The 18,782-nt window shown below is 68.9% G+C and carries 20 protein-coding genes; 8 read left to right on the top strand and 12 right to left on the bottom strand.

Annotated features, from left to right (window positions below; translation table 11 throughout):
• Positions 1–76 precede the first annotated feature (76 nt).
• From ABZW96_RS06075 to ABZW96_RS06060, 4 genes are all read right to left on the bottom strand, one after another.
• Complete coding sequence (locus tag ABZW96_RS06075; protein ID WP_355071793.1) at positions 77–811, bottom strand: TetR/AcrR family transcriptional regulator; 735 nt, start codon at positions 809–811, stop codon at positions 77–79.
• Between the two features lie 92 nt (positions 812–903).
• On the bottom strand, positions 904–1,797 hold the full coding sequence (locus ABZW96_RS06070; RefSeq protein ID WP_355071791.1) for a carbohydrate ABC transporter permease: 894 nt from the start codon (positions 1,795–1,797) through the stop codon (positions 904–906).
• Positions 1,794–2,675 (bottom strand): sugar ABC transporter permease, encoded by an 882-nt coding sequence (locus ABZW96_RS06065; RefSeq protein WP_355071789.1) that lies wholly within the window; start codon positions 2,673–2,675, stop codon positions 1,794–1,796. The genes ABZW96_RS06070 and ABZW96_RS06065 overlap by 4 nt, the downstream gene beginning before the upstream one ends.
• Position 2,676: 1 nt before the next feature.
• A complete protein-coding gene (locus ABZW96_RS06060; protein WP_355071787.1) occupies positions 2,677–3,927 on the bottom strand; it encodes an extracellular solute-binding protein in 1,251 nt (416 codons plus the stop codon).
• A gap of 160 nt (positions 3,928–4,087) precedes the next feature.
• On the opposite strand from ABZW96_RS06060, the gene ABZW96_RS06055 reads away from it, so the two are divergent.
• The 5 genes from ABZW96_RS06055 (at position 4,088) to ABZW96_RS06035 (ending at position 9,791) form a co-directional block, all read left to right on the top strand.
• Complete coding sequence (locus tag ABZW96_RS06055) at positions 4,088–4,999, top strand: sugar isomerase (RefSeq protein ID WP_355071785.1); 912 nt, start codon at positions 4,088–4,090, stop codon at positions 4,997–4,999.
• 160 nt (positions 5,000–5,159) lie between these two features.
• Entirely contained in the window at positions 5,160–6,230 is a 1,071-nt protein-coding gene (locus ABZW96_RS06050; RefSeq protein WP_355071783.1) for an ROK family protein, read from the top strand.
• Between the two features lie 385 nt (positions 6,231–6,615).
• Positions 6,616–7,773: an amidohydrolase family protein gene (locus ABZW96_RS06045; protein WP_355071781.1), complete on the top strand. Its 1,158-nt coding sequence runs from the start codon at positions 6,616–6,618 to the stop codon at positions 7,771–7,773.
• A complete protein-coding gene (locus ABZW96_RS06040) occupies positions 7,770–8,723 on the top strand; it encodes a hexose kinase (RefSeq protein WP_355071779.1) in 954 nt (317 codons plus the stop codon). The genes ABZW96_RS06045 and ABZW96_RS06040 overlap by 4 nt, the downstream gene beginning before the upstream one ends.
• A 243-nt stretch (positions 8,724–8,966) precedes the next feature.
• Positions 8,967–9,791: a class II fructose-bisphosphate aldolase gene (locus ABZW96_RS06035; RefSeq protein WP_355071778.1), complete on the top strand. Its 825-nt coding sequence runs from the start codon at positions 8,967–8,969 to the stop codon at positions 9,789–9,791.
• A gap of 241 nt (positions 9,792–10,032) precedes the next feature.
• Here the strand turns inward: ABZW96_RS06035 and ABZW96_RS06030 are convergent, their stop codons facing one another.
• Positions 10,033–10,233 carry a DUF397 domain-containing protein gene (locus ABZW96_RS06030; protein WP_355071776.1) on the bottom strand — a complete coding sequence of 67 codons (201 nt, stop codon included), beginning with the start codon at positions 10,231–10,233 and terminating at the stop codon, positions 10,033–10,035.
• Positions 10,234–10,243: 10 nt separating this feature from the next.
• Positions 10,244–11,104, bottom strand: coding sequence for a helix-turn-helix transcriptional regulator (locus ABZW96_RS06025; RefSeq protein WP_355071774.1), 861 nt, complete (start codon positions 11,102–11,104; stop codon positions 10,244–10,246).
• A gap of 184 nt (positions 11,105–11,288) precedes the next feature.
• Between ABZW96_RS06025 and ABZW96_RS06020 the strand changes: the two genes are divergently transcribed.
• Both ABZW96_RS06020 and ABZW96_RS06015 read left to right on the top strand, forming a co-directional pair.
• Positions 11,289–11,591: a hypothetical protein gene (locus ABZW96_RS06020; RefSeq protein WP_355071772.1), complete on the top strand. Its 303-nt coding sequence runs from the start codon at positions 11,289–11,291 to the stop codon at positions 11,589–11,591.
• A gap of 49 nt (positions 11,592–11,640) precedes the next feature.
• Positions 11,641–12,081 (top strand): DUF4254 domain-containing protein, encoded by a 441-nt coding sequence (locus tag ABZW96_RS06015; RefSeq protein WP_355071770.1) that lies wholly within the window; start codon positions 11,641–11,643, stop codon positions 12,079–12,081.
• On the opposite strand, the gene ABZW96_RS06010 is transcribed toward ABZW96_RS06015, so the two are convergent.
• From ABZW96_RS06010 to ABZW96_RS05985, 6 genes are all read right to left on the bottom strand, one after another.
• A complete protein-coding gene (locus tag ABZW96_RS06010) occupies positions 12,082–12,366 on the bottom strand; it encodes a DUF3349 domain-containing protein (protein WP_355071768.1) in 285 nt (94 codons plus the stop codon).
• A gap of 15 nt (positions 12,367–12,381) precedes the next feature.
• Complete coding sequence (locus ABZW96_RS06005; RefSeq protein ID WP_355071767.1) at positions 12,382–12,717, bottom strand: DUF3349 domain-containing protein; 336 nt, start codon at positions 12,715–12,717, stop codon at positions 12,382–12,384.
• A gap of 11 nt (positions 12,718–12,728) precedes the next feature.
• Complete coding sequence (locus ABZW96_RS06000) at positions 12,729–13,007, bottom strand: hypothetical protein (protein ID WP_355071765.1); 279 nt, start codon at positions 13,005–13,007, stop codon at positions 12,729–12,731.
• Positions 13,008–13,018: 11 nt separating this feature from the next.
• Complete coding sequence (locus ABZW96_RS05995) at positions 13,019–14,257, bottom strand: inorganic phosphate transporter (protein WP_355071763.1); 1,239 nt, start codon at positions 14,255–14,257, stop codon at positions 13,019–13,021.
• Between the two features lie 90 nt (positions 14,258–14,347).
• Positions 14,348–15,604, bottom strand: a complete 1,257-nt coding sequence (locus tag ABZW96_RS05990; RefSeq protein ID WP_355071761.1) for a lipase family protein — start codon at positions 15,602–15,604, stop codon at positions 14,348–14,350.
• Positions 15,605–15,760: 156 nt separating this feature from the next.
• Positions 15,761–17,272, bottom strand: a complete 1,512-nt coding sequence (locus tag ABZW96_RS05985) for an ATP-dependent DNA ligase (RefSeq protein ID WP_355071759.1) — start codon at positions 17,270–17,272, stop codon at positions 15,761–15,763.
• 93 nt (positions 17,273–17,365) lie between these two features.
• Between ABZW96_RS05985 and ramB the strand changes: the two genes are divergently transcribed.
• A complete protein-coding gene (ramB, locus tag ABZW96_RS05980; protein WP_355071757.1) occupies positions 17,366–18,772 on the top strand; it encodes an acetate metabolism transcriptional regulator RamB in 1,407 nt (468 codons plus the stop codon).
• Positions 18,773–18,782: the final 10 nt, after the last annotated feature.

Raw genomic sequence — 18,782 nt, 5'->3', positions numbered from 1 at the left:
TTCGGCGAACACGCGAACAATATGAACACACGCACCCACCGACCGCGGAAATCCGCACGGCCGACACCGACCCCGCTCAGAACACATCGGCCTCGACGGTGGGCCGGGCCGGAAGCGCCGCGGTAGCGGGAAGACGCCCGTCTTCCGCACCCGGATCGCGCGCCTGGGAAAGACCGGAATTCACGAAGTAGGCGATCTCTTCGCAGATCTCGTCCAGACTCACCGCCGAACCCGGCGCCGTACCCTGCACCAATTCCTGGGCGAGTGAGGTGACCGCGCCGATCACGGCCAGCGCGAAGAGATCGAAACGCCGCGGACCGGTCTCGCCACGGCCGACAGCGCGTTCGGCCTCGCTGATCAGCAGCGCCGACAGCAGGCCACGCTGCTGCCTGCGCCACTGCTCCACCACCGTGCTCACGCCGACCACCTCGACATAACAGACCCGCGCGGACCGGGCGTCGGCGCACGTGACGCTCAGATAAGCGCGGAAACTCGCTACCACGCGGGCGGGCAAGGGCTCGTTCTCGGTGGCCGCCAGTGCGGTCAGCGCGCGTTCCAGCGCACGGGAGGTGATGCGATTCGCCAGGGCGATGAGCAGCGCTTCGCGGCTGCCCATGTCCTCGTAGAAGCTGCGCGTGGAGACGTTCGCCACGGCGCAGAGGCGCTCGATCGAGGTGGCCGCGTATCCCTGGGTGCCGAATAGTTCGAGAGCGGCATCGATCAGGCGGGTCTGCCGCTGGGCAACCCGCTGTTCCTTGGACAGCCCGCCGTAGCTGCGACCGTCCTTGGGTCCGTGATCCCGCCGTGTCACCTCTCGATGCTACCGCGCGGCTACCTTCCATCAGCGCGCCGAACGGTGGCGGCGCGGCGATTCCGTCATCCCGGTGCGCCAGTTCTCGCAGGCTATTTCACGCTTCCCGCGGTCAACCCCGCCACCAGACGCTTCTCGATGAGAGCGAACAGCAGCACCACCGGGACGATGCCGACGGTGGAGATCGCGAACACGTATTGCCACGCGGTGTCGTACTGGCCGACGAACTTGGTCAGCGCCACCGACAGCGGTTGGTTCTCCGGCGTGGTGAGCACGACCAGGCTGGCGGCGAATTCGTTCCAGCACGCCACCACGACGAAGATCGTCGCCGTCACGATGCCGGGCCACACCAGCGGCAGGCTCACCCGGACCAGGATCTGCCCGCGCCCGAGCCCGTCGAGCATCGCGGCTTCCTCGATCTCCACCGGGATCGCGGCGAAGAAACTGTGCAGGATCCACACCGCGAACGACAGGTTGAACGCGGCGTTCACCAAGATCATCGCCAGCCAGGTGTCGTTGATGCCGAGCGCGAAGAACTCCCGGATCAACCCGGTGACCAGCACCGTCGGCTGCAACATCTGGGTCACCAGCACCACGCCGAGAAACACCAGGCGCCCCGGAAAACGGTGCCGCGCCGTGTAATACCCGGCCGGAATCGCCACGGCCAGCACCAAAGCGGTGGCGCAGACCGCGATGATGATCGTGCTGGCCAGGTTGAACGGAAGCGGAGTCTCGGGGGTGTCCCACATCGTCGCGTAGTTGTCCGGATGCCAGGACTGCGGCAGATACGTCGGCGGGATGCGCAGGATCTCGGCTCTGCTCTTCAGCGAACCGAGCACCATCACGACGAACGGCAGCAGGAACACCGCGGCGAGCACCACGCCGACGGCGGTGAGCTCCCAGCGGCGTCGTGCACGCCGCGCGGGCGCCGCCGGGGCGGGCGGCGTCGCCGTGGTCTGCTCGCGTACCTCCACCCGCGTCGTCATCGGTCGATCTCCGCGGTCGGACGGACCAGCTTCACGTAGATCGCGATGACGACGACGATCAGCGCGAAGTTCAGCACGCTCATCGCCGCGGCGGTGTCGACCTGCTGGTTCTGCCGGATCAGCTTGAAGGTCAGCGTCGTCGTGGTGTCCGCCGAGAAGCCTGCGATGCTTCCGGTGATCACTTGCAGGATCGGCAGCGAGTTGAACACGTTGATGATGTTGATGATGGTCGCCACCGCGATCGCCGGACGCAGCTGCGGCAATGTGAGATGGCGGTAGCGCTGCCAGGCGCTCGCGCCGTCGACCCGCCCCGCCTCCTCGATCTCCGCCGGAATGGCTTGCAGTCCGGCCAGAATCGTGTAGGTGGTGAACGGCACCGAGACGAACACCGCGACGCCCATCGCCACGAGGAACGCCTGCGTCGGCTGCTTGGTGAACCCGTATCCGCGGTCGAGCAGGCCGATGTCCACCAGGAACCGATTGGCGATGCCCACGTCCGGATCGAGCATGTAGTAGAAGATCGTGGTCGTCATCACGACCGACGCCGCCCACGGCACCAGGATCGCCATCCGTACCACGGCGCGGCCGGGGAACTCCTTGTTCAGGAATTGGGCCAGCGCCGCGGACAACGCCAGCGTGACCAGCACGACGCCGACCACCCAGACCACCGTGTGGACCAGCACCGAGCCGAGTTCCGAGATGTCGAACAGCGCCCGGTAATTGGCCAGTCCGGCGGCACCCCGGTCCTGGCCGTAGGCGCTGAGGTCCCTGGTGCTGGTCCACAGCATGTAGCAGGCCGGGAAGGCGACAACGGCCGCGATCAGGACCAGTGACGGCCCGATCCACGGCAGTGCCGCCAGTACTCCTCTGCGCCGCACGCTATTTCGTTGCTTCCTGGATCCGTTGCAACACCTGAGCGGGGTCGGCGCCCTGTGCGATGGTGCCCATCTGCTGGCGGATCACCCCTTGCGCCACGGCCCATTTCGGGTTGTTGCTCGGATAGAACCTCGCGACCGGAAGCGTGGCGGCGAACGCCTTCGTCACCGGGTCCTCGGCGAGGGCGGTGGCGGCACTGTGGGTGATCGGGATGAAGCCCTCGTGCTTGACGAAGTCCGCGTATACCGCCGCCGAATAGAAGTAGTCGAGGAACTTCTTGATCGACTCGGCCTTGGCGCCGTCCTTCTTGAACGCCATCAGATGATCGGCCACCCCGAGCGTGACCGGGTTCCCGGTCTTGGTCGGCGAAGGCGCGGTCGCGTACCGCAGACCCGGATTCTTCGCGGTGATCTGACCGATGGTGGGCGGCAGGGCTTCGATCATGCCGATCTTGCCCTGGATGAAGGCGTTGATCACGTCCTTGCGGTCGGTCGCGCCCGGATTCGGCTGCGTCGCACCGGCGTCGATCAGCTCACGCATGGCCCGCACCCCTTCCAGGTTCTCCGGGGTGTCCACGGTGACCCGGTCGCCGTCGGCCCACGAGCCACCCGCGCCGAAGGTCCAGATGGAGGTTTCGCCCTGCGCCTCCTCGCTGCCCAGCGGGAGCCCGTACCCGGAGACGCCGCCGCCCAGCGCCTGAATCTTCTTCGCCGCGTCGGTCAGCTCGGCCCAGTTCTTCGGCGGCCGGACGATGCCCGCTTTCTCGAACAGTTCGGTGTTGTAGAACAGGGTTCGGGTGGAGGCGAACAGCGGCAGCGCGTATTGCGTGCCGTTCAGCGCCGCGTTCTGCGCGAAAGCGGGCTGGATGTCGGCCAGCACCGGCGCGGAGACGATGTCGGTCGCCGGGTAGAGCAGGCCGTCGCCCGCGAAGCTGGCGTAGGCGTCGATGTTGAGGATGTCCGGGGTGGTCGACTGCGACTGGAGCTTGGTGCGCACCACGTCGTTGATCGAGTTCCACGACTCCATCTGCAGATTGACGGTGATGCCCGGGTTCTGCTTCTGGAATTCGGCGATGATGCCGTCCCACAGCGCCTTGGTGCCCGTGGCGCCGTCGCTGTAGGCGGGAGCGAGGAAATTGATCGTGGTAGCCGAGTCCGCACCACTTTTCGAACCGAACCCACAGGACGACAGGGCCAGCGCGACGCCGGTGACCATCGCGACTCCGGCAAGCACGCGGTGGAATGGTCTTTTCACGAGCAGAACCTTTCAGATTTACCCACCCGGCGCCAGCGGAGCCGCCGATGATGGGAGGACACACCGTCGGTGCACCTCAATCTAGCCCGAATTGTGATCATATGTGACCGTTTTGGAGCGAAATTTGACATAAACGATCATTCGGAGTGAAGCTGATTGCGTGCCTACGCCTGCCGACCACACGCCGCAGCCGCATCTGGTCACCGAAGTGGCCACCCAGCCGGACGATTGGACGCACGCCGCCGCCGTCGCGGCGGAACATCGCGCCGTACTGCCGAAACCGGGCGAGCGGGTCGCGGTGATCGGTTGCGGCACGTCGTATTTCATGGCGCGCGCCATCGCGGCACTGCGCGAGGGCGCGGGTCATGGCCTCACCGACGCCTGGCCCGCCAGCGCGGTCCGCGCTCGCGAGTACGACCGCTACCTGGTGATCTGCCGCTCCGGCACCACCACCGAAGTGGTGCGCGCGATGCGGGACATCCCGGCGCACGTCCCTCGGACGGTGATCTGCTCCAGTCCCGGCACGCCCGTCCTCGAACTGGGCGACCCGATCCTCATCGACCAGGTCGACGAGCGGTCGGTGGTGCAGACCCGCTTCGCGACGACCACCCTCGCCATCCTGCGCAACCACCTCGGCGAAGACCTCACCTCGGTGATCGCCCGAGCGCGCGCGGTGCTCACCGAGGATCCCGCCGCGTCGCTGGCCGCGGTCCGCCACGCCGAGCAGATCAGTTTCGTCGGTATGGGATTCGCGGCGGCCATCGCCGAGGAGGCGGCGCTCAAGCTGCGCGAATCCTGTCAGTCCTGGACGGAGGCGTATCCGGCGACGGAGTACCGCCACGGCCCGATCGCCATCTCGGCGCCCGGCCGGGCGGTCTGGGCGTTCGGCCCACTCGAGCCGGGCTTCGCCGACGACGTCGCCGCCACCGGCGCCCACCTGGAGCATCGCGACATCGACCCGATGGCGGACCTGGTCCGAGTGCATCGGCTCTGCCTCCTGCGTTCCGCCGACCTGGGATTGGACCCCGACCACCCGCGCGGCCTGAATCGCTCGGTGGTTTTGAAGTCGTGACCGAGGGCCTGCGGTGAGCATTCGCCGTACCGCGCCGGGTGCGGACGGCATCGTCGCGCCCGCAGCCACACCGTCGGCCTCGAGTCGACTCGAACTCGTGACATCACCACAGGCCGCATGCGCACCGTCGCGGGAGCCACCACGAACTACTGTGCCGAGGATGGGAACCGAGCAGCCGCGTGCGCCGTCGGGTGCGTCCGTGTCCGGATCGCGCGGCACGGGGACGGACCGCGCCTGCCCCGGCGACCGGCCGACCGCGCGGCGAGGTTCGGCCGGGCAGCCCACGGACATACTCGGCGCAGCGGCGCGGGCGCTGCCGGACGACGTGCTCGTGCTCGGCATGGATGTCGGCGGCACCACCATCAAAGGCGAGATCACCGACGCGGGGGGCGCTGCGCTGGCCGTGGGCACCGTGGCTACACCGCATGGTCCGGCCGCGTTCGATGCCATGGGCGAGCTGGGCGATCGGTTACTCGGGGGACTCCCGGAATCCGACCGCCGCCGGGTACGTCGCGCCGCCGTCGTGCTGCCCGGCATCGTCGACACCGCCCGGTCGGTCGCCGTGTTCAGCAGCAACGTCGGCTGGCGGGACGTGCACGTGGGCGACCGCTTCCCCGAGCGCTGGGGTGTACCGACGCTGATCGAACACGATGTCGCCGTGGCCGGTTGGGCGGAATGGCGGTACGGCGCAGGGCAGGGCCACGAGAATGTGTGCGTCGTCATTCTCGGCACCGGTATCTCGGGCACGCTGTCGGTCGGCGGGAGGCTGGTGCGCAGCAGCTACGGCCAGGTCGGCGAGTACGGGCACGTGCCGGTGCGGCGTGCGGGCGGATTGCCCTGCCCCTGCGGCAATACCGGATGCGTCGAGACGGTCGCCTCGGGCGCGGCCATCGCGCGGGCCTACACCCGACGCACCGGACGCGAGACCAGCGGCGCGGCGGAAGTTTTCGCACTCATGTCCACCGACCCCGACGCCGCCGCCGTCGTGGCGGACGCGGTCGACGCGCTCGCCGACGGTCTGGTCGGCATCGTCCACGCGGCCTGCCCCGAACTCGTCGTCCTCGGCGGCGGGCTCGCCGGAGCGGGCGCGGCGCTCACCGACCCACTGCACCGCGCCCTGTCCGACCGGCTCCGCCTGGTCCCCGCTCCCCGAGTCGTCCTCGGCCGGTTCGGCGCACGCGCGGGCTTGGCAGGCGCCGCCCTCTTCGCCCGCAGCGGAGCGTTGACATGACGTCACCCGCGCGGCCGGCGAACCGAGGACCCCACGTCTCGCCGAGCGTGCCTCTCGACAAGGGCCCCGCGCGGGTCTTCAGGGCCGGATCGTCGTACGGGCGACCGCGCGGCGGCTCGGTGGCAGCACAGCCCGGCCACATGGTCGGCACCGCGAGTAGCGCCAGTGATCCTGGGTCCAATCCCGTCGAGACGGTTGCCGCCGGACACGGTGACCACCTGCGCGCCTCGAACCCGTGCGGCGCGGTCCCGCACCCGACGACGTACCGCTTCCGGATCATCCCGGCCGCCCGGCCGTTCGTCGACAGTCGCGCACGGCAAACTTCAGCCAGCACAGTGGACATCCCTATCCAGCGGCCGGTCCGCGCGAGCCGAGGGGCACTCGAATGACAGCACACACACAGCTCATCCGGGGGCGCATCGTCTCGGCGAGCGTCACGGTGGACGACGGCGTAGTGATGGTGTCCGGGGATCGGATCGACGCGGTGCGGTCGTTCGCGCAGTGGCGCGCGACGCATCGCGATTTACCTGAGCCGCCATTTTCGGGAACCGTGCTGCCGGGGCTTGTGGACATTCACAATCACGGCGGGTTCGGGTACCGGTTCGATACCGTGCGCGGTGAGCAGGCCCGCGCGGCGGCGCAATCGCACCATGCGCGCGGCTCGACCACCGTGGTGGCGAGCGTGGTCACCGGCCCCGCCGCGGAAATGGTGGCGCAGACCGCCACCTTGCGCGAACTCGCCGAGGAAGGCGCGCTCGGCGGTATCCACGTCGAGGGACCCTTCCTGTCCGAGGCGCGCTGCGGGGCGCAGGACCCGCGATATCTGTGCGACCCCGATCTCGGGTTGACCGACCGGCTGCTGGAAGCGGGTGGCGCGCACCTGCGCGCGATGACGCTCGCGCCGGAACGTCCCGGCTACGCGGCCGTCGCGCGGCGGCTGACCGACAACGGCGTGGTGGTCGCGCTCGGCCACAGCGACACCGACTACACGTCGTTCCGGAACGCGCTGGCCCCCAAAGGATCAGGAAGCCTCGTGACGCACTTGGCGAACGGCATGCCACCGCTGCATCACCGGAACCCGGGCCCGGTCGCCGCGGCGCTGGCGGCCGCCGCGGGCGGTGACGTGACGGTGGAGCTGATCGGCGACGGCGTGCACGTGGATCCGGGCTTCGCCGCGCTGGTGTTCGCGACCGCGCCGGGGCGAGTCGCGCTGGTCACCGATGCCATGCAGGCCGCGGGGCTCGGCGACGGCGAGTACCAGCTCGGTCCGCAGCCGGTGACGGTCCGTGCCGGCGTGGCGCGCATCGCGGACGGCTCGATCGCGGGCGGCGTCAGCACCCTGCTGGAATGCGTCGCGCGGGCCGTGCGCGACGCCGGCGTCCCGCTCCGCGCGGCGGTCCTGGCGGCCACCTCCGTTCCGGCCGCCGCGCTCGGGCTCGCCGACGTCGGTGACCTGCGGCCCGGCTATTTCGCCGACATATTGACAGTCCGTGACAATCTCCACTTGCGTGGGGTGCTCAGACGTGGACAGTGGTTGAAGTGATCCTCACCGTGACAATGAATCCCGCGTACGACATGACCTATCGCGTCGAACGCTTCGAACGCGGGCAGGCCCACCGGGTCCGGTCGGTGGAGCAGCGCATCGGCGGCAAGGGCATCAACGTGACCCGGGTACTGAATCAGCTCGGCAAGTACGCCAGGGCCACCGGGTTCTCCGACCACGCCTTCGCGGCCGCCGCCGAACTGGAGATGCCGGTCGACTTCGTGCACGCGCTGCCCTGGGTGCGCCGCACCGTGGTGATCAGCGAATCCGAGGACGGCACGGCCACCGCGCTCTGGGAGCCGGGTGCGCGAGTCTCCAATCCGCATGCCGCCGAACAGTTGTCGGTCCGGGTGGCGGGACTGCTCCCGGAAATCGCCGGATTGGTCATCTCCGGGTCGCTGCCCGGCGGCATCGAACCCTCCCTGCCCGCCGAGATCGCCCGCACCGCCATCGCGGCCGACGTGCCCACCATCTGCGACGTCGACGGCGAAGCGCTGCGCTTGGCCGCCCAGGTGCCCGGCATCGTGCTCACTCCGGACGAGACCGAATTACAGCGCCTCATCGGCACCCGGCCGACGACCGCCGACGACATCGTCATCGCCGCGAAGCCGCTGATCGACAACGGAGTGCGCGCCCTGATCGCGACCCGCGGTCCCGAGGGGATCGTCGCGGTGACCGCCGACGGCGCGTGGACCGGGGCGCTCGCCGAACCGCTCGCCGGAAACCCCACCGGCGCGGGCGATGCCGCGGTGGCGGCGGTGATCGCCGCCCTTTCCTCCGAATCGCGCCCGGACTGGGCCGCCCTGCTCGCCGACGTGGTCGCGACCTCCGCGGCCGCCGTGGTGGTTCCGGTGGCCGGCGAGATCGACCGCTCCCTGCGCACCCGCCTCGCCCCGACCGTCCAGGTTCGGGAACTGGACATCTCCACACCGCAGAAGACTTCTCCATGACGGCCGAGCCGGTTCGCCGCTGCGCGCGAACGTGCGGAACGCTCCCGCGATGCGGGCGAGCCGGGCGATCCCGCGACCCTGGTCGCTTACGCGGCTCGGATGGCGAACCACATGCCGCGTTCACCCGCCGACGACCTCGGCATGCGGCGAGCCGGCCACGGACGCGCAAGCCGGTCCCCAACGCATCCGGTCGCGCCTCCGCCGTAAACCCTGTACGCCGCTCGCCCTTGAAAGCACGCAACCATGCCGCTGACCTCGATACCGGATCTGATCGCCACGGCCCGCCCCGGCGGACTCGGCGCCTTCAACGTGATAGCCCTCGAGCATGCCGAGGCGATCGCGGCCGCCGCGGAATCGGCGAGAAAGCCGGTGGTGCTGCAACTGTCGGAGAACACCGCGCGCCATCACCGCGGCATCGCCCCGCTGGCACTGGCCTGCCTGCGCATCGCCGCCGACAGTGAGGCCGCGATCGCGGTGCATCTCGACCACGCCACCAGCACCGAATTGATCCATGCCGCCGTCGATCTCGGCATCCGCTCGGTGATGTACGACGGCTCGGCCCTCGACTACGCCGACAACCGCGCCGCCACCGCCGCGATCACCGCTTGGTGCCACGAGCGCGGTGTGCACATCGAGGCCGAGCTCGGCGAGGTGGGCGGCAAGGACGGCGCCCACGCGCCCGGCGCACGCACCGATCCCGACGAGGCGGTCGAATTCGTGACCGCTACCGGCGTCGACGCACTCGCGGTCGCCGTCGGCTCCTCGCACGCCATGCACACCCGCACCGCCGAACTCGACAACGACCTCATCGCCCACTTGGCCGCGAAGGTCCCGGTCCCCCTCGTGCTACACGGCTCATCCGGCGTCCCCGATCACGGCCTGCGCGCCGCCGTCGAACACGGCATGACGAAGATCAACATCGCCACCCGCCTCAACATCCGGATGACCGCCGCCATCCGCGCCCGCCTAGCCGCAGCCCCCGACCTCTCCGACCCACGCGAATACCTCACCCCCGCCCGCACCGCCATCCAGTCCGAAGTCGAACACTTCCTCCACCTCCTCGCCTGACTCACGAGTGGTACACCACGAAGAGGTCCTCTCGCGTTCTGCCGCAGCCATGTGCCACTCGTGGACCTGAGCGGCCGGCGACGCATGCGAGGGGGCTGCGCCGCCGGCCGGTTCCAGTGGTGGGCAGGGCAGTTGCCCACCGGTGAAGCTGTCGATGGATCGCTTCGCATCGACGGGAACACTCTTCCGGATGGAGCTGTGTTATGGGTGTCGTGAAGCTGAGAGTCTGCTGGGAGACGTGTCAGGTGAGGTCGGCGGTGCGGATCGCGGAGGTGAATCCTTCCCACTGGGTCGGCGTGAACGCCAGCGTGGGCGACGCGTCCGGCTCTCCTCGGAACTTACTGTCCCGAACCAGCACCAAGGCGCTGTCGAAACACACTTCGACACAGGCGGTGCTGTCGTTCGAATGTGATGACTTGAACCAGCGGCCCGCGCTCCCCATACCGATCACGCTACAACGCGGCGAGTCTGCGTTCGATCAACGTTATGGACTCGTTCTGCGAGAGGGCGTGCTCGGCGAGAGTGGTAGCGAACATGGTCGCGAGGTGGCGCACCGGTTCGCTCTCCTCGATCACCCCGAGATGGATCAGCGTCTCGGTCCACGCCACGTCGGGTAGGAGTGCATTCTCGAACCCGAGGAGGTGGAACGACGCACCGCTGAGCAGCACGCCGCCCGGCGCGTCGAAGGGTATGACACGAATGTCGACCGTGTCCGCATGCGTCTCGGTAATCGATAGCAAGTGGCGCAACTGGCCTTCCAAGACAGTCTCGCCTCCGGTGCGCTGAGTCAGCGCGGCCTCGTTGACGATCGCGGTGACCTGCAGCGGCTCTAATTCGGTAAGTCGTTTCTGGCGCCGCAGGCGGACCTCTACCCAGCGATCGATTTCCACTTGCCGAATCCGCGCGCGGTCGTTGGCGATCACCGCCCGCGCGTAGTCCTCGGTTTGCAGCAGACCTGGGACCAAGATGCTCGTGTAAGTCCGAATGCTCTGCGCCCCATGCTCCAACCCGTAGAGGCGGATCACCTCGTCCGACAACAACTCCGCGTACTCCGACCACCAGCCGCGTCGCTTCGCGATGTCGCGGAGCCGCAACATCTCCGCACGTTCGTCCTGGTCGAATTCGAGCAAGCTCATCAACTTTCGCAGCTTGTCCTCGGCCAGGACGCGTTCTTTCTCCACCTTCGACCAATACGACAACGTGAAGCCGAGTTCCTTGGCGATGACGGACGCGGAGACGTCGAACTCGGTGCGGCGGCGCTTGATCCGGAGCATGAGCTCCCAGCGCGCCACCGTGGGCGAGAGTGGTGCCATCGTCCGATGCGTCCTTCCGGCTCCGGCTGTTCGTGCAGATGACCGTACCCGGATCCACAGGCGGTCGAGTTTGTCAAATGGACTGGTCAACTTGACCTATCGCACTGTCGCGCCTACGCTTCTTGTGTTGCGCATCACAGCGGGGGCTTTCGACAGAACCCGCTCCGGCGGGGAGGGGGTTCTGATGTCCGTGCACGTCGTCGACCGCATGTGGATCGTGAGCGATCGGACGCCGCATCAGGCGCGGCGGGTCAGTGACGACGCGTGGGTGGTGTCCTATCTGCGTGGCCGGATGGTGAACACCGAGCAGGCGACGGCGGCTATCCAAGCGGCGGAGATGGTTTCGCTGACGGAGGAGTTGGTGCGCCCCGTCGGGCTCACCGCGCTGGAAGCGGTCGGCCTCGTCGTCCTCGAATCGCCGTGGGACACCGCGCCGTTGCGCACTCGGTTCCGATTGCCGCGTCCGGGCGGGCGGCATCGCCGATGATCCTTCAGGTGACGCCCGGCGCGAAAATTCGATCCAGGGGGTTGACGCAGTGGAACCGCTGCCCACCAAAGAGCTCGTCCTGAAGGCTTGCCGCATCGCGCCGCATCGCGCCCACCCAGTCCTGGAGTCGGCTCACCTACTCGCGGGATTACACCAGCGCCGCCTGCGCTGTGCACCGGGCGGGACGAACGAGATCGACCGGCACCGCGCCCGCCTCGTGCTCGTCATCGACCGCTGGGTCGCCACCGAGACGTCACCGCCGCACGGCGGCGCACACATGCACACCGAAACCGTGGGCATGGTGGTCGATCGGCTCGCGCAGTTCTCCGCCAGCGCGTACGACATCCTCTCCGGCGCGCCGGAATGGGCCGTGCACAACGCCTGGGAGCGCCTCGCCGAACTGTCGCTGGGCTATGAAGATCTCGCCTACGAGGTCGCGGCGGGCGTGCGCCGCCTCCCCTATCTCAGCGGCCCGCGCGGACACCCGTGATCAGTCCTCGCCCGGCCACGCATTGGCCTCGACCCGGGCGCGCACCCGCGCCACGTCGGCTTCGGACGGCATGTCGTTGGTGATCTTGGTGATCATCACCTGGATGTCGGTCTGGTCGATGTCCGCGCCGCCGGAGCCGGCCAGCTCGGCGGCGATCCGGGCCACCTCCGCGTCGGACAGGCGGCGGCGCAGCAGGGCGAGCAGCGGGATGTAGTCGGCTTCCGGGACCCCGTCCGGGTATCCCACCCGCAGCCAGCTGATGATCGCGTGCAGGAAGGGAGGCATCGGCGGCGGCTCGGGTCAGTCGGAATCGGCGGGCGGATCGGCCAGCGGCCAGCCGCCGGCGGCCAGATGGGACGCGACGCGAGCCACGTCATGCTCGTCCGGCTGCTCCTTGGCGAGCCGCGCGATGGCCTCCTCGATCTCGGTGTGCGTGATCTCGCTGCCCGAGTTCGAAGCGACCAGTTCCTCGGCGATCGCGACCACCTCGTAGTCGGTGAGGTGCCGGTGCAGCACGGCGAACAACGCCACGTAGTCCGACTGCGGCACGCCCTGCGGGTAGCCCGCGCGCAGCCAACCCACGACTTTGCCGAGCAGTTTCGGCCGAACCGGGGCTGGTTTCACTGGATCGGTCACGCTGGCACTCCTTACGCCTGCCCGAACAGATGGATGCCGAATTTGGCCGCCAGGAACGCCTTCGCCGTGTACAGAATGCCGGTGACGATCGCAACGACGACCAGCACGAAGCAGGCAAGCGCGACCGCGAGGGCCGGATAGTTACGCCGCACCGTGCCCGCGTCGGTGGTCGCGGTCATCGACCAGAACCGCACCCCGATCGCGAAGATCATCGGCAGACCGGCGCCCAGCACCAGCCCGGCCACGATGACTTTCCACAGGGCGTTCAGATTGGTGACGAGAGTGTGCACGCCTGGTCCTCCTACACCTGGGCGGAGCGGTTGGAGTCCGCCGACGTGGTCCGGCCGCCCGCAGGCGGCGCGGTCCGATCGTCCGTGACCGGCGTGACCGCGGACGGGTCGGCCCCCTCGCCCGGCCACTCGTTGACGTTGCCGGTGTGCACCGGATCGCGCCGCGACCGCAGGTACATCAGCGTCGACAACCCGACCAGCAGGGCGAAGACCACCAGCACCCCGGCCAGTCCGCCGATGACGTGGGCGATGCCCCAGCAGATCGCCCCGGCGACCGCCGCCAGCGGCAACGTGAGCAGCCATGCGACCACCATGCGCCCCATCACGGCCCAGCGCACCTCGGCACCCTTGCCCAGGCCGGTGCCGAGGATGGAGCCGGTCGCGGTCTGCGTGGTGGACAGCGGTAACCCGAAGTGGGCGGAGGTCAGGATGATCGCGGCCGAGGCGGATTCCGCCGCGAGCCCCTGGGGCGAGTCGATCTCGACCAAGCCCTTGCCCAGCGTCCGGATGATCCGCCAGCCGCCGAGGTAGGTGCCCGCCGCGATGGCGAGGGCGCACGCGGCCATCACCCACAGCGGCAGGTCGTCGTCCTTGGTGAGCGTCCCGTGCGCCACGAGCGCGAGGAAGATCACGCCCATCGTCTTCTGCGCGTCGTTCGTGCCGTGCGCCAGCGAGACCAGCGAGGCGGAGCCGATCTGGCCCCAGCGGAATCCCTCGGTGACCTTGCCCTCCTCGGCGCCGCGCGTGATCCGGTACACCAGCCACGTGCCGATCGCCGAGATCAGCGCGGCGACGATGGGCGCGAGTACCGCAGGCAAGATGATCTTGGTGACCACGCCGTCCGACCCGGACGCCCAGATCACCCCGCTCCAGCCGAGCGCGGCCAGCGTCGCCCCGATCAGACCGCCGAACAGCGCGTGCGACGAACTCGACGGCAGGCCGAACAGCCAGGTGAGCAGGTTCCACAGGATTCCGCCGACGAGGCCGGCGAACACGATGACGATCAGGTCCTGGCCTCCGACGGCGTCGAGTCGCACGATGCCCTTCGCCACGGTGGCGGCGACGGCCACCGACAGGAACGCGCCGACCAGGTTCAGCGCCGCCGAGAGCGCGACCGCCACCCGCGGCCGGAGCGCGCCGGTGGCGATCGAGGTCGCCATGGCGTTGGCGGTGTCGTGGAAGCCGTTGGTGAAATCGAATGCGAGCGCCGTGACGATGACGATCAGGAGAACCAGTAATTCGACGGTCACGCCTCCAGTGTGCTGCACCCCCGGACGGCACAGTCATGCCGGTTACCGGAACTTCGTCCGGCCTCCGTGTACTAGTCTGATCCGTCCTGGTCAGCCGGTCCGGGTGCAGTGTGGGGCGACGGGCCGACCGGCGAACCGGTCATCGATCCACGAGTTGGCGCCGGGGATGCCGCTGAGTCCGACGAGGAAGTGCTCGCCGAAATGGACCTGGAAATCCACCTGCGTTCCGGCGCCACACCAGTCCGCGTAGAGCTTCTCCGCACCGGCCAGCGGCACCCACGGATCGTGCGTGGCGTGATACAGGAACACCGGCACCGTCGGCGCGCTCGCACCCAGCCGATTGGCGGCCAGGATCTCCCTGACCATCGGCAGGTCGGTGGGCGCGGCGGCATGGGTGAGCGCCTGCACCGGAATGGGCGCCAGGGCGCCGCCGAATTCCTCCGCGGTCATGCACAGGTCCTTGCCGACCTGAGCCAGCCGCCAGCCGTCGTCGTTCATCAGGCCGAGCAGCTCGGGGTACTCTCGCGCCAGTCCGAGGGTGGCGGCCAGGAAAACTCCGGACGCGGCGTTGCGTCCGTTCATGGTGGACAGCAGCATGTCGAAGTCGGCGGGGACACCGCCGAACGCCGCACCCACCAGATTCAGCTCGGGCGCGTATCGCGGGGCCAGTTGTGCGGCCCATCCGCTCGCGATGGCGCCGCCGGAGTATCCGGTGACCACGGTCGGCGCTTCCGGTCGCAACCCGAACTCCGGCGTGTTCACCACCGCCCGGATCGAGTCGAGCACCGCGTGCCCGGCCATCAGTCCCGCCGCGTACGCCTGCCGCGGGCCCTGATGGTCGGGCACGAGCACGGCGTAGCCCTTGGACAGCGGAATCTGGGCGGCCCAGAACTCGGCTGTCGGCTCGTTCCTGAGTTTGTAGGACGGTGCGCACCGATGCCCGAGCGAGTCGATCGCGGCATTGAACGACAGCACCGGACGCGGCCCCGGTCCGTTCCACGGGGCCTGCGGCACGAGCAATGTCGCGACCACGGGCACCGGCAGGTCCTTCGAATCGGTGGACCGGATCAACAGTTCGGTCGACCGCAACGGGAACGCGGTCAGGCCCGTTCCGCCCGCACGGGACGCGAGAATCGCTCCCGGAGGCAGGCTCTCGAAGCCCGGCGGCGGCGTGTAGAAGGGATCGTCCAGCGGCGTGGGCAGGATTCCCGGATACTCGCGCGACGGCGTGAGGAACTGCTCGATCGGATTCGCCCGCACGGGCGTACCGACCGCACTCACCGCCAAGGCGCCCAGGAGTGCCGCCAACAGCAGGACATACCGTCCGCACAGCGATTTTCGCATCATCCCACCCGCCCGCCGATTCCTTGTCCGGAAGCACGAACCGGCCGGACCACTGCGTTGTGGGGGCCATCCGGAACCTTGCGCTGCCCATACTTACAGTGGCTCGACGTGCTCGGCACGCCCGACACGCGCCCGGCGCGGGAGCGACCACGCTTCACATCACGGCAGTAGTGCCCGAATGGTATCGATGGTGTCCGCGTCGGCGGGTTCTTTGTCGGGGCGATACCGCACCACACGAGCGAAACGCAGAGCGACACCGCCGGGGTAGCGGGAACTGACCTGCACGCCGTCCAGCGCGATCTCGACGACGAGTTCCGGCCACAGGTACACGGTGTGCTGATCACGCGAGCGCTCGTGGCGGGGGAATTCGTCGGTCTGCCACCGCAACAGCGCGTCGGTGAGTCCTTTGAAGGTCTTGCCCACCATGACCGGCTCGCCGCCCTCCGGGTCGCGCGCGCCGAGATGCAGGTTCGACAGATAGCCCGTGCGGCGGCCGTAGCCCCATTCCGCGCCGAGCACGACCAGGTCGAGGGTGTGCGTCGGCTTGATCTTCTGCCAGGCCCGGCCCCGTCTGCCCGCCGCGTACGGCGCGGTCAACGACTTGACCATGACGCCCTCGTGCCCCGCGGCCAGCGCGGCGTCGAAGTATTCCGCGGCCGCATCGGCATCCGGCCGCAGCAGCGCGGGAATGGTGTGCTCGGCGGCCACCTTCGTCAGCGCGGCGCGCCGCTCGGACAGCGGAGCGTCGAGCAGGTCCTGCCCGTCCAGGTGCAGACAGTCGAAGAAGTACGGATGCAGCAGCAACTCCCTAGTGGAGCTCACCTCGGCGAACCGGCTCATGGTCTCCTGGAACGGACGCGGCCGTCCGGCGTCGGTGAGCGCCAGCGTCTCCCCGTCCAGCACGACGCTCGTGCAGTCCAGGCCCGCGACCAGCTCGACGAGTTCCGGAACGCCTGCGGTGATCTCGCGCAGCGTCCTGGTGAAGATCCGGACCCGGTCGCCGTCCCGGTGCACCTGAATGCGCGCGCCGTCCAGTTTGTGCTCGACGCTCACCTCGCCATGGAACTCGAGCAGCGCCTCGTCCAGCGTCGCACCGGGCGAGGCGAGCATGGGCTGGATCGGACGACCGACTTCGAGCCGGAACTCCGCGAGCGCCGCGGCCCCGCCGGTGAGCGCCGCGACGGCGGTGACCGGCAGGCGGCCCGACAACATGTACGCCCGGCGCACCGCATCGGGCGGCACGTCCGCGGCGACCGCCACGGCTTCGGCGACCAGGGCGGTGAGCGCTCCTTGGCGCAGTTCCCCGGTGAGCAGGCGTACCAGGAAGCCCTGCTCGTTCGCCGTCGCCGCGGACCACAGCGCCGCGAGCAGCTCCTTGCGCCTGGCCGCGGAACCGGCGCCGGAGACAACGGCCAGCTCGCTGAGCGCCGCGTGCACCGCCGACACGGTGAGCGTGGGCACCGGCGCGGGTGCGTGGTCGAGCGTGGTGAGCGTGCGCCACCCCGTACCGATCCGCCCCTGTGCCAGTTCGCCGGACGCCCAGGCGACCACGGGCACGAGCTCCTCCGGCGCGGCCGCGGTCAGCAGCGCGGCGAGCGTCGCGATCTTCGTCTTGCGTGACCTGGTCGCCCGCACGGTCTCCGAGGCCAGCACGACATCCGAGAACAACACCCTGCCGACGGTAGCCGCCGGGTACGACACCTGTCCGCGAGGAGTGTTAATCGGAAATTGGCACGGATGCGAAAGCACCCATAAGCTGGACGCATGGCCAAGACTTACGTCGGCGCTCGGCTGCGTCAACTGCGGACCGAACGCGGACTGAGCCAGGTCTCGCTGGCCCAGCAGCTGGAGATCTCGGCGAGTTACCTGAACCAGATCGAGCACGACGTGCGCCCGCTCACCGTGCCGGTGCTGCTGAAGATCAGCGACGTGTTCGGCGTCGACACGACCTTCTTCTCCGCTCAGGACGACACCCGGCTCATCGCGGAACTGCAAGAGGTCGTGATGGACGAGGAGCTGGGCATCGAGGCCGACGCCCAGGAGATCGCGGATATCGTCTCGGCGCACCCGAGCATGGCCCGCGCGCTGGTCAACATGCACAACCGCTACCGCAACACTTCCGCCCAGCTGGCCGCCGCCACCGAGGACCGGTTCGCCGACGGCGCGGGCAGCGGCGCGATCAGCAAGCCGCACGAGGAGGTGCGCGACTACTTCTACCAGCGCCAGAACTACATCCACGAGCTGGACACCGCCGCCGAGGATCTCACCGCGCGCATCCGTTTCCACGGCGGCGACGTGAACAGCGAGATCGCCAGGATTCTGCGCGCCCACGACGTACGGATCATCGAGCGCATCGATCTCGGCGAAGGCGTGCTGCACCGCTACGACCCGCAGACCCGCACCCTGGAGATCGCGCCGCACCTGTCCGGCGGGCAGCGAACCTTCAAACTGGCCGCCGAGCTGGCCTACTTCGAGTGCGGCGAGCTGCTGGAGAAGCTGGTCGAGGAAGGCAATTTCGCCTCCGAGGACGCCCGCAAGCTGGCCATGCTGGGGCTGGCCAACTACTTCGCCGCGGCGACGGTGCTGCCGTACACGCATTTCCACGAGGTCGCCGAGGACTTCCGCTACGACATCGAGCGGCTGTCGGCGTTCTTCACGCAGAGCTACGAGACCATCTGCCACCGGCTTTCCACGCTGCAACGGCCGTCGCTGCGCGGCGTGCCGTTCTCGTTCGTGCGGGTGGACCGGGCGGGCAACATGTCCAAGCGCCAGTCCGCCACCGGTTTCCACTTCTCCGCCAGCGGCGGCACGTGCCCGCTGTGGAACGTCTACGAGACCTTCGCCTACCCGGGCAAGATCATGACCCAGATCGCGCAGATGCCCGACGGCCGCAAATACCTCTGGGTGGCGCGCACGGTGGAACGCCGCGCCACCCGCTTCGGCCAGCCGAGCAAAACCTTCGCCATCGGTCTCGGCTGCGAATTGCGGCACGCGGCCCGCGTGATCTACGCCGACGGCATCGATCTCGACGAAGTGCAGCCGACGCCGATCGGTGCGGGCTGCCGAGTCTGCGAACGCGCCAATTGCCCGCAGCGCGCCTTCCCACCCCTGGGCAAAGTGCTCGACATCAGCGAACACCGCAGCTCCGTATCGCCGTACGTGCTGAAGTAGTCCCACCGGT

It is taken from the genome of Nocardia sp. NPDC004168, from assembly GCF_040610355.1.
Lineage (GTDB): Bacteria > Actinomycetota > Actinomycetes > Mycobacteriales > Mycobacteriaceae > Nocardia > Nocardia sichangensis.
The sequence above is the reverse complement of the archived record's forward strand: the minus strand, read 5'-3'. Positions and strand labels throughout refer to the sequence as shown.

Bases quoted from the DNA above. Each gene is read 5' to 3' on its own strand.
- ABZW96_RS06070 (WP_355071791.1), bottom strand. From the start codon at position 1,797: ATGACGACGCGGGTGGAGGTACGCGAGCAGACCACGGCGACGCCGCCC.
- ABZW96_RS06050 (WP_355071783.1), top strand. From the start codon at position 5,160: ATGGGAACCGAGCAGCCGCGTGCGCCGTCGGGTGCGTCCGTGTCCGGA.
- ABZW96_RS06045 (WP_355071781.1), top strand. From the start codon at position 6,616: ATGACAGCACACACACAGCTCATCCGGGGGCGCATCGTCTCGGCGAGC.
- ABZW96_RS06035 (WP_355071778.1), top strand. From the start codon at position 8,967: ATGCCGCTGACCTCGATACCGGATCTGATCGCCACGGCCCGCCCCGGC.
- ABZW96_RS06030 (WP_355071776.1), bottom strand. From the start codon at position 10,233: ATGGGGAGCGCGGGCCGCTGGTTCAAGTCATCACATTCGAACGACAGC.
- ABZW96_RS06025 (WP_355071774.1), bottom strand. From the start codon at position 11,104: ATGGCACCACTCTCGCCCACGGTGGCGCGCTGGGAGCTCATGCTCCGG.
- ABZW96_RS06020 (WP_355071772.1), top strand. From the start codon at position 11,289: ATGTCCGTGCACGTCGTCGACCGCATGTGGATCGTGAGCGATCGGACG.
- ABZW96_RS06010 (WP_355071768.1), bottom strand. From the start codon at position 12,366: ATGCCTCCCTTCCTGCACGCGATCATCAGCTGGCTGCGGGTGGGATAC.
- ABZW96_RS05990 (WP_355071761.1), bottom strand. From the start codon at position 15,604: ATGATGCGAAAATCGCTGTGCGGACGGTATGTCCTGCTGTTGGCGGCA.
- ramB (WP_355071757.1), top strand. From the start codon at position 17,366: ATGGCCAAGACTTACGTCGGCGCTCGGCTGCGTCAACTGCGGACCGAA.